We start from the raw sequence: 13600 nt of genomic DNA on the forward strand, positions 1-13600 counted from the left end.
AGTTTCATATAAAAGAAGCGCCGCAGGACTATGACTGGTCCCCTGCGCAGCTTCCTGGTCACCCGGCGATATCGCGAATGGCGATCTCGCTCATGATGCGTTGCAACACCTGGTCGATGGACAGCTCCGTGGAATCCAGCTGTATCGCGTCAGCCGCCGGTTTGAGCGGGGCTACTGCGCGCTGGGTGTCACGCTCGTCGCGTGCACGGATCTCATCTAGCAGACTCGACAGACTAACATCCTCGCCTTTGCCCTTCAACTGCAAATATCGGCGGCGCGCCCTCTCCTCGGCACTGGCGGTGAGGAAAATCTTCAGCGGAGCATCGGGAAATACAACCGTACCCATGTCTCGGCCATCGGCCACCAGCCCTGGCGGCTCCTGGAATGCGCGCTGGCGCTGCAGCAACGCCTCGCGCACCGCAGGCAGCGCGGCGACCTGGGAGGCCCCGGCCCCCACGCTTTCGGTACGAATGACATTGCTGACTTCGTCACCCTCTAGAATGATGCGCTGCAGCTGACCGTCGGTCGCCGCGATGAACTGCACGTCCAGATGCGCAGCCAGGGCCTTGAGCAGCTCTTCGTTGGTCAGATCGACGCCATGATTGGCGGCGGCGAATGCCAGCAGGCGATACAAGGCACCAGAATCGAGCAGGTTCCAGCCCAATTGCTTGGCCAGTATTCCGGCGATGGTGCCCTTGCCTGAACCGCTTGGGCCATCGATGGTGATGACCGGTGCCTTGATGTTCACGACTGTGCCTCTTGTGCTACTCGAATACCTACCTGGGCACACAGCGCCAGGAAGTTCGGGAACGACGTTGCGACGTTGGCGCAATCATGGATGCGGATCGGCGCACTGGCGCGCAAAGACGCAACACTGAAGGCCATGGCGATACGGTGATCGCCGTGACCATGGACTTCGCCGCCGCCGATCTGGCCGCCGTCGATGATGATGCCGTCCGGCGTCGGCTGGCATTTCACGCCCAACGCGATCAGGCCGTCAGCCATCACCTGGATACGATCCGACTCCTTGACCCGCAGCTCTTCGGCGCCGGTCAGCACGGTGCGCCCTTCGGCACAGGCCGCCGCCACGAACAGCACCGGGAATTCGTCGATGGCCAGTGGCACCAGCGCTTCGGGAATCTCGATACCCTTGAGTTTAGCTGCTCGTACGCGCAGGTCTGCAACCGGCTCGCCGCCCACTTCACGCTGGTTTTCCAGGGTGATGTCAGCGCCCATCAGACGCAGGATGTCGATCACGCCGGTACGGGTCGGGTTGATGCCCACATGCTCGAGCACCAGCTCGGAGCCTTCGGCAATCGAGGCGGCCACCAGGAAGAACGCCGAGGACGAGATATCGCCCGGCACTTCAATGTGGGTCGCGGTCAGTTTGCTGCCGGACTCGACGGAGGCCGTGGCGCCGTTGACCGTGACCGGGTAGCCGAAGCCGCGCAGCATGCGCTCGGTGTGGTCGCGGGTCGGGGCCGGCTCGGTGACCGTGGTCTTGCCTTCGGCATAGAGACCGGCCAGCAGCAGGCAGGATTTCACCTGAGCGCTGGCCATCGGCATGGTGTAGGTCAGGCCCTTGAGCTTGTGGCCACCGCGAATGGTCATGGGCGGACGACCTTCGGCCGCCGTCTCGATCACCGCACCCATTTCCCGCAGGGGGTTGGCCACGCGATTCATCGGCCGCTTGGACAGCGAAGCGTCACCGGTCAGGGTACTGTCGAAATCCTGGGCGGCCAGCAGGCCGGACAGCAGGCGCATCGACGTGCCGGAGTTGCCCAGGTAGATCGGGCCCGGGGCAGGCTTGAGGCCGTGCAGGCCGACACCATGGATGGTCACGCGACCGTGATGCGGGCCTTCGATGACCACGCCCATGTCGCGGAACGCTTGCAGCGTCGCCAGGGCGTCTTCACCTTCGAGAAAGCCTTCCACTTCGGTCACGCCTTCGGCCAGGGAGCCGAGCATGATCGAACGGTGGGAAATCGATTTATCGCCCGGTACACGAATACGCCCACTCAGGGAGCCACCAGGTTGTGCCAGGAAAATCAGATCGTTGGAGTTCATAGCGTCCACATAGGCCCGACGGGCCAGGATTTTACTGAAATGCTCGCGGGCCACCCTGGCGCGTGTGAAAACGCCCAGCAATTGGTGCCCGTCCCCTGCATCGACCGCGTCGCGCAAGGCGTCGAGGTCGCTGCGAAATGTATCGAGTGTGCGCAGGACAGCTTCGCGGTTGGCGAGGAAGATGTCGTGCCACATGACCGGGTCGCTACCGGCGATTCTCGTGAAATCGCGGAAACCGCCGGCAGCGTAACGGAAGATCTCGAGATTTTCATTGCGTTTGGCCAATGAATCCACCAGACCGAACGCCAACAGGTGCGGCAAATGGCTGGTGGCGGCCAATACTTCATCGTGGCGCTCGACCTGCATGTGCTCGACGTCCGCACCCAGCTCGCGCCACAGGCGATCCACCACCGCCAGCGCAGCCGGATCGGTCTGGTCCAGGGGCGTCAATATCACTTTGTGGCGACGAAACAGTTCGGCGTTGGAGGCTTCCACCCCGCTCTGCTCGGAACCGGCAATCGGATGACCGGGTACAAAACGCGTCGGCATCCCGCCGAAGGCTTCGGTGGCCGCCCGCACGACATTGCCCTTGGCACTGCCGACATCCGTGAGAATCGCCTGCCCCAGGTCCATGGTCGCCAGGCGCGCCAGCAGCTTCTCCATGGCCAGGATCGGCACGGCCAACTGGATCACGTCCGCCCCCTGGCAAGCAATCGCCAGGTCGTCTTCGCAGCGATCCACCACCCCCAGCTCCACCGCCAGCTTGCGCGACTGCGGATCGAGGTCGACACCCACCACCTCACGGCACAGACCGCTGTCGCGCAGGCCTTTGGCGAACGAGCCGCCGATCAACCCCAGACCGACCACCACCAGGCGACCGATCATAGGTGCAGCAGGTTGCAGTGAAGTGACATCAACCACGAGCCAGAACCTTGCTCAACGCCTCAAGGAAGCGGCTGTTTTCCGCCGGCAGGCCAACGGTGACGCGCAGGTGGTTCGGCATGCCGTAGTTGGCCACCGGACGCACGATCACACCCTCGCGCAGCAAGCCCTGGAACACCGGGGCAGCGACACGACCCAGGTCGACGCAAATGAAATTGCCTTTCGATGGAATCCAGCCCAGGCCCAGCTCACGGAACCCGGCTTCCAACTGCTGCATGCCAGCCTCGTTCAGGCGACGACTTTCGGCCAGGTAAGCGTCGTCCCCGAGCGCAGCGCAGGCAGCGGCCAGAGCAAAGCTGTTGACGTTGAACGGCTGACGCACGCGGTTGAGCACATCAGCCACCACGGCGGTGGACAGGCCATAGCCAACCCGCAGCGACGCCAGGCCATAGGCCTTGGAGAACGTGCGCGAAACCAGCAGGTTCGGGTAGGCCGCGAGAAAATCCAGGCCATCGGGCAAATCGCTGCCTTCGGCGTATTCGATGTAGGCCTCATCCAGCACCACCAGCACATGCTCGGGCACGTCCTGCAGGAAGTCGTCCAACGCCTGGGCGTCGAACCAGGTGCCGGTCGGATTGTTTGGATTGGCGATGAAGACTACCCGCGTGTTGGCGTCGATGGCCGCCAGCATGGCGGGCAGGTCGTGCCCCCAATCCTTGGCCGGCACCACATGGGCTTCGGCGCCGACGGCCTGGGTGGCGATCGGGTATACCGCAAACGCATGCTCGCTGAACACGGCATTGAGACCCGGCGCCAGGTAGGCACGCGCTACCAGCTCGAGAATGTCATTGGAACCGTTGCCCAGGGTCACCTGACTCAGCTCCACGCCGCAGCGCTCGGCCAGCAGGCTTTTGAGGGCGAAACCGTTGCCGTCGGGATAACGAGTCAGCTCGGCCAGTTCGTCACGGATCGCCTCCAGCGCCTTGGGGCTAGCGCCCAAAGGGTTTTCGTTGCTAGCCAGCTTGACGATGCTGGCCGGGTCCAGATCCAGCTCACGGGCCAATTCGTCCACCGGCTTGCCTGGAACGTAAGGCGAGAGTTGTTGCACGCCTGGCTGAGCCAGAGCGAGGAAGTTGCCACTCATTAGCTATCCGCCCTTAAAGAACTGCTTTGGGGTAGGAACCCAGCACCTTGAGTGCCACTGCTTCCTGACTGATTTTTTCCAGCACACCTTTTACCAGCGGATCGCGGTGGTGGCCGACAAAATCGATGAAAAACACGTAGGTCCATTTACCGCTGCGCGACGGACGGGTCTCGATTCGTGTCAGATCGATACCATTGTCATGGAACGGCACCAGCAGCTCATGGAGCGCGCCAGGCTTGTTGCTCATGGAGACAATGATCGATGTCTTGTCGTCGCCGGTCGGCGGCACTTCCTGGCTGCCAATCATCAGGAATCGCGTGGAGTTGTCCGGACGATCCTCGATTTTTTCCGCCAGGCGGGTCAGGCCGTAGAGGCCGGCCGCCATGTCGCCGGCAATCGCCGCCGAGTTCCATTCACCCTTGACCCGTTTGGCCGCCTCGGCGTTGCTCGACACCGCCACACGCTCGACATTCGGATAATGCGCGTCCAGCCACTTGCGGCACTGGGCCAGGGACTGTGCGTGAGAGTAGATCCGGCTGATGCTGTCGGTCTTGGTGTTCTCGCCCACCAGCAGGTGATGGTGGATGCGCAGCTCGACTTCGCCGCAGATCACCATGTCGTGCTCAAGGAAACTGTCCAGCGTGTGGTTGACCGCGCCTTCGGTGGAGTTTTCCACCGGCACCACGCCGAAATTCACCGCACCCGCCGCCACTTCGCGGAAGACTTCGTCGATGGCCGCCATCGGCTTGCTGATCACGGCGTGGCCGAAATGCTTCATGGCGGCAGCCTGGGTGAAGGTGCCTTCAGGGCCCAGGTAAGCGACTTTCAAAGGCTGCTCGAGGGCCAGGCACGAAGACATGATCTCGCGGAACAACCGCGCCATTTCTTCATTGCCCAGAGGCCCCTTGTTGCGCTCCATGACGCGCTTGAGGACCTGCGCCTCACGCTCCGGGCGATAGAACACCGGCACTTCGCCTTCGGCCAGGGAGGCCATTTTCACCCGCGCCACTTCCTGGGCGCAGCGCGCGCGCTCGCTGATCAGTTCCAGGACCTTTTCGTCCAGGGCATCGATGCGCAAGCGCAGCGCCTTGAGTTCTTGCTCAGACATCAACCCTGTTCCTTCTCGAACTCTGCCATGTAGGAAATCAGCGCATTGACCGCGTTGATATCGACGGCGTTGTAGATGGAAGCGCGCATGCCGCCGACCGAACGGTGGCCCTTGAGATTCAACAGCCCGCGCTCGTCGGCACCGGCCAGGAACGGTTTGTCGAGACGGTCGTCGGCCAGGCGGAACGGTACGTTCATCCACGAACGATCGGTCTTGTTGATCGGGTTGCTGTAGAGGCCGCTGGCGTCAATGAAGTCATAGAGCGTGCGCTGCTTCACTTCGTTGAGCTTGCCGATGGCCTCGACACCGCCCTGCTCTTTCAACCATTCGAACACCAGGCCCGACAGGTACCAGGCCAGGGTCGGCGGGGTGTTGTACATCGAGCCGTTGTCGGCCGCGACCTTGTAGTTGAGCATGGTCGGGCACAGGGAGCGGGCGCGCCCCAGCAGGTCTTCGCGAATGATGCTGACCAGGATGCCGCTCGGGCCGATGTTCTTCTGCGCGCCGGCGTAGATCATGCCGAAACGGGAGATGTCCACAGGGCGCGACAGGATGTCCGAAGACATGTCAGCCACCAGGGGCACGTCGCCGGTTTCCGGAATCCAGTTGAATTCCAGGCCGCCGATGGTTTCGTTCGGCGCATAGTGAACGTAGGCCGCGTCCTTGGACAGGTTCCACTCGTTCTGGCCGGGAATGGCGAAATAGTCGTAGGGCTTGGCAGTGGCGGCGACATTGACGTGGCCGTAGCGCGAGGCTTCTTCGATGGCTTTCTGCGACCAGATTCCGGTGTCGATGTAATCGGCCTTGCCGCTTTCGGGCAGCAGGTTCAGCGGAATCTGCGCGAACTGCTGGCTGGCGCCGCCTTGCAGGAACAGCACCTTGTAGTTGGAGGGGATGTTCAGCAGATCACGCAAGTCCTGCTCGGCCTTGGTGGCGATGGACACGAACTCATCGCTGCGATGGCTCATTTCCATGACGGACAGGCCCTTGCCATGCCAGTCGAGAAGTTCACCTTGGGCACGCTTCAGGACCGCTTCAGGAAGCGCCGCCGGGCCGGCACAGAAGTTATAGGCTCTCTTGCTCACATCCAATCTCGCTCTGATCTGGTGGTCACATCAATCTTCAATCAACACATCTATCAATGTGGGAGCGGGCTTGCTCGCGAATGCAGTGTGTCAGTCGACACCTGACTGGCTGACACACCGCATTCGCGAGCAAGCCCGCTCCCACAAAGGATAGGACGTGCAGTGTCGCAAATTTTCAAACGGGACAAACAACAAGGGGGCGAATCTTCATCCGCCCCCTGCATGTCCGCTTAGTCCTGCGGTTCTTCTTCGTCTGCGGCAGCGTCGAGCGGTTGGTCGCCGGCCAGGTCGTCAACGTCGGCAGCCAGAGTGCCGTCGAACGTTTCGCCTTCCTCGCCCTCCAGCTCCTCGCCTTCGACTTCCGATGGCTCCTGCACCCGCTCAAGCCCTACCAGCGTTTCATCGCTGGCCAGCTTGATCAGCGTCACGCCCTGGGTGTTACGACCCAGGCTCGACACTTCGGCCACCCGCGTGCGCACCAGGGTGCCCTGGTCGGAGATCAACATGATCTCTTCGCCATCGAGTACCTGGACAGCACCGACCAGACGACCGTTACGGTCGTTGCTGACCATGGCGATCACGCCCTGGCCGCCACGCTTGTACTCAGGGAACTCGCTGATAGCCGTGCGCTTGCCGTAACCACGCGCCGAAGCGGTGAGGATCTGGCTGCCTTCTTCAGGGATCAGCATGGAAATCAGCTTCTGCCCTTCCGGCAGGCGCATGCCGCGCACACCGCGGGCGGTACGGCCCATGGCGCGAACGTCGGATTCCTTGAAACGGGTAACCTTGCCGCCGTCGGAGAACAGCATGACCTCACGCTCACCGTCGGTGATGGCGGCGGAGATCAGTACGTCGCCTTCGTCCAATTCCAGGGCAATCAGGCCAACGCTGCGCTGACGGCTGAAGGATTCCAGCGGGGTCTTCTTCACGGTGCCCTTGGCGGTGGCCATGAAGATGTAGTGACCTTCGGTGTATTCCTCTACCGGCAGCATGGTAGTGATGTACTCATCACTGTCCAGCGGCAGCAGGTTGACCAGCGGACGACCGCGAGCGGCACGGGACGCTTCGGGAATTTCGTAGGTCTTGAGCCAGTACACCTTGCCCTTGCTGGAGAACAGCAACAGCGTGGTGTGGCTGTTGGCAACCAGCAGGTGAGCGATGTAATCCTCGTCCTTGACGCCCGTGGCCGACTTGCCTTTGCCGCCACGACGCTGGGCCTGGTAGGCGGCCAGCGGTTGGGTCTTGGCGTAGCCGCCGTGGGAAATGGTCACCACGCGCTCTTCTTCCGGGATCATGTCACCCAGAGTCAGGTCCAGGCGCGCATCGAGAATCTCGGTGCGGCGCACGTCGCCGTATTCAGCGCGGATCACTTCCAGTTCTTCGCGGATCACTTCCATCAGGCGCGTGGCGCTGTTGAGGATGCGGATCAGCTCGCCGATCTGGTTGAGGATTTCCTGGTATTCAGCCAGCAGCTTCTCGTGTTCCAGGCCGGTCAGGCGGTGCAGACGCAGTTCCAGGATGGCTTGCGCCTGTTCCGGGGACAGGAAGTACTTGCCGTCGCGCAGGCCGTATTGCGGGTCGAGGTTTTCCGGACGGCACGAATCGGCGCCGGCACGCTCGACCATCGCCACGACGGCGGTGGATTCCCAAGGCGTGCTGATCAGCGCTTCCTTGGCTTCCGACGGCGTCGGCGAGGCCTTGATCAGGGCGATGACCGGGTCGATGTTCGACAGGGCAACGGCCTGGCCTTCGAGGATATGACCACGCTCGCGGGCCTTGCGCAGCTCGAACACGGTGCGGCGGGTGACCACTTCGCGACGGTGACGCACGAAGGCTTCCAGCAGGTCCTTGAGGTTCAGGATCCGCGGACGGCCGTCGATCAGCGCGACGATGTTGATGCCGAACACCGCTTGCAACTGGGTCTGGGCGTAGAGGTTGTTGAGAATCACCTCAGGCACTTCGCCGCGGCGCAGTTCGATCACGACGCGCATGCCGTCCTTGTCGGACTCGTCGCGCAGTTCGGTGATGCCTTCAAGCTTCTTCTCTTTGACCAGCTCGGCGATCTTCTCGATCAGGCGGGCCTTGTTCAGCTGGTACGGGAGTTCGGTGATGACGATCTGCTGGCGGCCACCGACCTTGTCGATGTCTTCGATGGTCGAGCGGGCACGCATGTAAATACGACCGCGACCGGTGCGGTAGGCTTCGATGATGCCAGCGCGACCGTTGATGATCGCGGCGGTCGGGAAGTCCGGACCGGGGATGTACTGCATCAGCTCATCGACGGTCAGCTCGGGATTGTCGATGAGGGCCAGGCAACCGTCGATGACTTCACCGAGGTTGTGCGGCGGGATGTTGGTCGCCATGCCCACGGCGATGCCGCTGGAGCCGTTGACCAGCAGGTTCGGGATACGGGTCGGCATGACCGCCGGGATCATTTCGGTGCCGTCGTAGTTCGGCACCCAGTCCACGGTTTCTTTATGCAGGTCGGCCAGCAGTTCGTGGGCCAGCTTGGTCATGCGCACTTCGGTGTATCGCATGGCCGCGGCGTTGTCGCCGTCCACGGAACCGAAGTTGCCCTGGCCGTCTACCAGCAAGTAGCGCAGGGAGAAGGGCTGGGCCATCCGGACGATGGTGTCGTACACGGCGGTGTCACCGTGGGGGTGATACTTACCGATCACGTCACCGACGACACGGGCTGATTTCTTGTACGGCTTGTTGAAGTCGTTGCCCAGCTCGCTCATCGCGAACAGCACGCGCCGGTGCACGGGCTTCAAGCCATCGCGCGCATCCGGCAGCGCCCGCCCGACGATTACGCTCATTGCGTAGTCGAGGTAGGACTGTTTCAGCTCGTCTTCGATATTGACCGGGAGGATTTCTTTGGCCAGTTCGCCCATGAGAAGCCTGATTCCTTTTTCTGGTGAAACCTCGTCACATCCAGATGGGACGAACGAAGCTCGCCGCTGCAGAACAAGTGCCATGCAGCGACTTACGACAAATCAACGAGTTATGCCATGGATCTGCGCAGTAAAGGCCACCTCGCGAGGCAGCCCTGGAAACCGCCGGATGTTATCACAAGAGCCGCCACGCACCTATCCCCCTGATGCGCATGGAGCATAGTTAGTTGACCGGTGACAGGCTGATATGGGACGAGAGGGGCTCAGAGGCGCTGCGAATGAAGAAACAGAGGTCAAATGCAAGGTATTTATTGCCTTTGAGGGCCTCTTCGCGAGCAAGCCCGCTCCCACATGGAATGTGTGCCGTGCATTAACGCCGTGAACGACTCGATCAAAATGTGGGAGCGGGGCTTGCTCGCGAAGGCGATAGACCTGGCAATACAAATCGTCAGTGCAACCGCTTGCGACACATCAACTGCGCCATTTTCGCCATATCCGGGCGCTCGACGATGCCTTTCTCCGTAACAATGGCGTCGATCAGGTCTGCCGGGGTGACGTCGAACACCGGGTTGAAGGCCTCCACATCCGCCCCGACCCGCTTGCCGCCAACCTCCAGCAGTTCGCGCCCGTCGCGCTCTTCAATCGGAATGTCTTCGCCGCTGGCCAGGTTCATGTCGATGGTCGAACTGGGCGCCACCACCATGAAGCGCACGCCATGGTGCATGGCGCAGACCGCCAGTTGATAGGTGCCGATCTTGTTCGCCACGTCGCCGTTGGCGGTGATGCGGTCGGCGCCGACGATCACCCAGGTCACGCCCTTGGTTTTCATGATGTGGGCGGCGGCAGAGTCGGCGTTAAGGGTCACCGGGATGCCTTCATTGGCCAATTCCCACGCGGTAAGGCGCGAGCCTTGCAGCCACGGACGGGTTTCGTCGGCATACACGCGCTCGACCATGCCCTCGAGGAACGCTCCCCGGATCACCCCAAGGGCCGTGCCAAAGCCACCGGTGGCCAGGGCGCCGGTATTGCAATGGGTCAGGATGGCCTGGGCGTTGCCTTGATGCTTGCGGATCAGATCGACCCCCAACTGCGCCATGGTCAGGTTGGCTTCGCGGTCGCTTTCATGAATCGCAACGGCTTCGGCCTCAAGAACCGCCAGCGGCTCGGCGTGCTCCTTCAAACGCCCCAGCCGGTCGCGCATCCGGTCCAGTGCCCAGAACAGGTTCACCGCCGTCGGCCGGGAGTCGGCCAGCAAGGCAAAATCGGCTTGCAGCGCCGCTTGCCAGTCGCCACCCTCGGCCAAGCGTGCCCGCGCTGCCAGCACCACGCCGTAGGCCGCGCTGATGCCGATGGCCGGCGCGCCCCGCACCACCATCGAGCGAATAGCCTCGGCCACGCCGGCCGCCGAGGTATAGGCGATCCAGGTTTCCTCGAACGGCAAAATACGCTGATCCAACAGATAGAGGGCGCCATCACGCCAATCGATGGCCTTCACCTTCTCCGCAGCCAACAGTCGATCGCGCATCCCACACCCCGCACTCATGAACAAAAGCCGCCGATTATAGCGATCCCTCCGCGAAGACGCTCGGGTATACTTCGCCATCCTTTATACGCCATGGAACCGTTCCACGATGCCCAAGCCTGCCGTTGCGCTCGACTTATTACTGCTGCCGACCTGGTTGGTGCCTGTCGAACCCGCCGGCGTCGTGCTCAAGGAGCATGGCCTGGGCATCCGCGACGGCTGCATCGTGTTCATCGGCCCGCGGGCAGAAGCCCTGAAGTGTGACGCCACCGAGGTCCGCGAACTGCCGGGCATGCTGCTCAGCCCTGGGTTGATCAACGCCCACGGCCATGCGGCGATGACCCTGTTCCGCGGCTTGGCCGACGACCTGCCCTTGATGACCTGGCTTGAACAACACATCTGGCCGGCCGAGGGTAAATGGGTCGATGAAGATTTTGTCCGTGACGGCACCGACCTGGCGATCGCCGAGCAGCTCAAGGGCGGCATCACGTGTTTCTCGGACATGTATTTTTACCCCAAGGTTGCCAGCGAGCGCGTGCATAACAGTGGTATCCGCGCACAAATCGCCATTCCGATCCTCGATTTTCCGATCCCCGGTGCCGCGAGCGCCGACGATGCCATTCGTCAGGGCATCGAATTGTTTGGCGACCTCAAGCACCATCCACGGATCAAAGTAGCATTCGGCCCCCATGCGCCCTACACCGTCGGCGACGAGAACCTGGAAAAAATCCGGGTGATCGCCGAAGAACTGGACGCGGCCATTCATATGCATGTTCACGAAACCGCCTTCGAAGTGCAGCAGGCTTTGGATAACACCGGTGAGCGGCCCATGGCCCGTCTGGGACGACTGGGCCTGCTGGGGCCACGCTTTCAGGCGGTGCACATGACTCAGGTCAGCGATGAAGACCAGGCTTTGCTGGTAGAAAACAACTGCAGCGTAATCCATTGCCCGGAATCGAACATGAAGCTGGCCAGCGGTTTCTGCCCGGTGGAGCGCTTGTGGCAGGCCGGGGTCAATGTCGCAGTCGGCACGGACGGGGCGGCGAGCAACAACGACCTGGACCTGCTGGGCGAGACGCGTACCGCCGCGTTGCTGGCCAAGGCCGTCGCCGGTTCGGCCACGGCCCTGGACGCCCACCGGGCGTTGCGCATGGCCACGCTCAATGGCGCCCGGGCCCTGGGCATCGAAGCGATCGTCGGCTCGCTGGAAGTCGGCAAGGCCGCCGACCTGGTGGCCTTTGACTTGTCGGGGCTGGCCCAGCAACCGGTCTATGACCCGGTGTCGCAACTGATCTACGCCACCGGTCGCGACTGCGTGAAACATCTGTGGGTGGCCGGCAAGCCCTTGCTGGAGGACGGCCGCCTGACCCGTCTGGACGAATCGCAGCTCAGTGCCACGGCACAGGCATGGGGTCGTCGCATCAGCGGCCACAACGAATAACCAGGCCCCTTGAGCCACGGCTCGGGGCCTACGATTTTTCAAGTTTTTCGAGGATCTGCACATGAGCAACGTCGACCACGCCGAAATCGCCAAATTCGAAGCCCTGGCCCATCGCTGGTGGGACCGTGAAAGCGAATTCAAACCGCTGCACGACATCAACCCGCTGCGGGTCAACTGGATTGACGAGCGCGCCAGCCTGGCTGGCAAGAAGGTACTCGATGTCGGCTGCGGCGGCGGCATCCTCAGCGAAGCCATGGCCCAGCGCGGAGCGACGGTGATGGGCATCGACATGGGCGAAGCACCGCTGGCGGTCGCGCAACTGCATCAACTGGAATCCGGCGTCAGCGTGGAATACCGGCAGACCACCGCCGAAGCCCTGGCCGAGGAAATGCCCGAACAGTTCGATGTGGTCACGTGCCTGGAAATGCTCGAACACGTGCCGGATCCATCCTCAGTCATCCGCGCGTGCTTTCGCATGGTCAAGCCCGGTGGCCAGGTGTTCTTCTCCACCATCAACCGCAATCCGAAGGCCTACCTGTTCGCCATCATCGGTGCCGAATACATCATGAAGCTGTTGCCACGTGGCACCCACGACTTCAAGAAATTCATCCGGCCTTCGGAGTTGGGGGCCTGGAGCCGCATGGCCGGGCTGACCGTCAAGGACATCATAGGCCTGACCTACAACCCGCTGACCAAGCACTACAAGCTGGCCGCCGACGTTGACGTCAACTACATGATCCAGACCTTGCGCGAGGAGTAAGTCGATGCGTCTCAAAGCGGTTCTCTTCGACATGGACGGCACGCTGCTCGACACCGCGCCGGACTTCATCGCCATCTGCCAGGCCATGCGCGCCGACCGTGGCCTGCCTCCCATGAACACGCAGCATATTCGCGACGAAATTTCCGGCGGCGCCCGGGCGATGGTCGCGGTGACCTTTTCCATGGACCCGGAATCGCCAGGTTTCGAGGAACTGCGCCAGGAATTCCTCGACCGTTACCTCAAGGGTTGCGCGGTCCACAGCCACCTGTTTGACGGCATGGCCCAAGTGCTGGCCGACATTGAAGCGGCCAACCTGATCTGGGGGGTGGTCACCAACAAACCGGTGCGCTTTGCCGAGCCGATCATGCAGCAACTGGGCCTGGCCGAACGCTCGAAAGTGCTGATCTGCCCTGACCATGTAAAAAACAGCAAGCCGGATCCGGAACCGCTGACCCTGGCGTGCAAGATGCTCGACCTGGACCCGGCCAGCGTATTGTTCGTCGGCGACGACCTGCGGGACATCGAGTCTGGCCGCAGCGCCGGCACCCGGACGTGCGCAGTGACCTATGGCTACATCCATCCGGACGACAACCCGAATCATTGGGGCGCGGATGTCGTGATCGACCACCCCTCGGCGCTGCGTGAAGTGCTGGATAACGCGTTGTGCAGTTGTTGAGCTGACCGAATCCGCGCTACC

At 62.2% G+C, this 13600-nt stretch carries 10 protein-coding genes; 3 read left to right on the forward strand and 7 right to left on the reverse strand.

The features are described from left to right. Positions 1–58: 58 nt before the first annotated feature. The 7 genes from cmk to mtnA all read right to left on the reverse strand — a co-directional run bounded on the left by cmk (position 59) and on the right by mtnA (position 10705). Positions 59–748, reverse strand: a complete 690-nt coding sequence (gene cmk, locus AAIS01_RS15140; RefSeq protein WP_047226311.1) for a (d)CMP kinase — start codon at positions 746–748, stop codon at positions 59–61. Then, complete coding sequence (locus AAIS01_RS15145; protein WP_343469703.1) at positions 745–2952, reverse strand: bifunctional prephenate dehydrogenase/3-phosphoshikimate 1-carboxyvinyltransferase; 2208 nt, start codon at positions 2950–2952, stop codon at positions 745–747. The genes cmk and AAIS01_RS15145 overlap by 4 nt, the downstream gene beginning before the upstream one ends. 28 nt (positions 2953–2980) lie before the next feature. Next, positions 2981–4093, reverse strand: a complete 1113-nt coding sequence (gene hisC, locus AAIS01_RS15150) for a histidinol-phosphate transaminase (RefSeq protein WP_343469623.1) — start codon at positions 4091–4093, stop codon at positions 2981–2983. Between the two features lie 13 nt (positions 4094–4106). Then, entirely contained in the window at positions 4107–5201 is a 1095-nt protein-coding gene (gene pheA, locus AAIS01_RS15155) for a prephenate dehydratase (RefSeq protein WP_003199233.1), read from the reverse strand. Further along, positions 5201–6286, reverse strand: a complete 1086-nt coding sequence (gene serC, locus AAIS01_RS15160) for a 3-phosphoserine/phosphohydroxythreonine transaminase (protein ID WP_092458486.1) — start codon at positions 6284–6286, stop codon at positions 5201–5203. The genes pheA and serC overlap by 1 nt, the downstream gene beginning before the upstream one ends. 230 nt (positions 6287–6516) lie before the next feature. Beyond that, the gene (gene gyrA, locus AAIS01_RS15165; protein ID WP_343469624.1) at positions 6517–9180 is read right to left on the reverse strand and encodes a DNA gyrase subunit A; all 2664 of its coding nucleotides are present in this window, start codon (positions 9178–9180) and stop codon (positions 6517–6519) included. Between the two features lie 448 nt (positions 9181–9628). Continuing rightward, positions 9629–10705 (reverse strand): S-methyl-5-thioribose-1-phosphate isomerase, encoded by a 1077-nt coding sequence (gene mtnA / locus AAIS01_RS15170; protein WP_343469625.1) that lies wholly within the window; start codon positions 10703–10705, stop codon positions 9629–9631. A gap of 106 nt (positions 10706–10811) precedes the next feature. Here mtnA and AAIS01_RS15175 point away from each other — a divergent pair, with 106 nt between their 5' ends. The 3 genes from AAIS01_RS15175 (at position 10812) to mupP (ending at position 13579) form a co-directional block, all read left to right on the forward strand. Beyond that, positions 10812–12143: a TRZ/ATZ family hydrolase gene (locus tag AAIS01_RS15175; RefSeq protein WP_343469626.1), complete on the forward strand. Its 1332-nt coding sequence runs from the start codon at positions 10812–10814 to the stop codon at positions 12141–12143. Between the two features lie 61 nt (positions 12144–12204). Next, positions 12205–12903, forward strand: coding sequence for a bifunctional 2-polyprenyl-6-hydroxyphenol methylase/3-demethylubiquinol 3-O-methyltransferase UbiG (gene ubiG / locus AAIS01_RS15180; RefSeq protein ID WP_343469627.1), 699 nt, complete (start codon positions 12205–12207; stop codon positions 12901–12903). A gap of 4 nt (positions 12904–12907) precedes the next feature. Further along, positions 12908–13579, forward strand: a complete 672-nt coding sequence (mupP, locus tag AAIS01_RS15185; RefSeq protein WP_047226303.1) for an N-acetylmuramic acid 6-phosphate phosphatase MupP — start codon at positions 12908–12910, stop codon at positions 13577–13579. The last annotated feature ends 21 nt before the right edge of the window (positions 13580–13600 follow it).

It is taken from the genome of Pseudomonas halotolerans, assembly GCF_039581215.1.
Taxonomy (GTDB): domain Bacteria; phylum Pseudomonadota; class Gammaproteobacteria; order Pseudomonadales; family Pseudomonadaceae; genus Aquipseudomonas; species Aquipseudomonas tehranensis.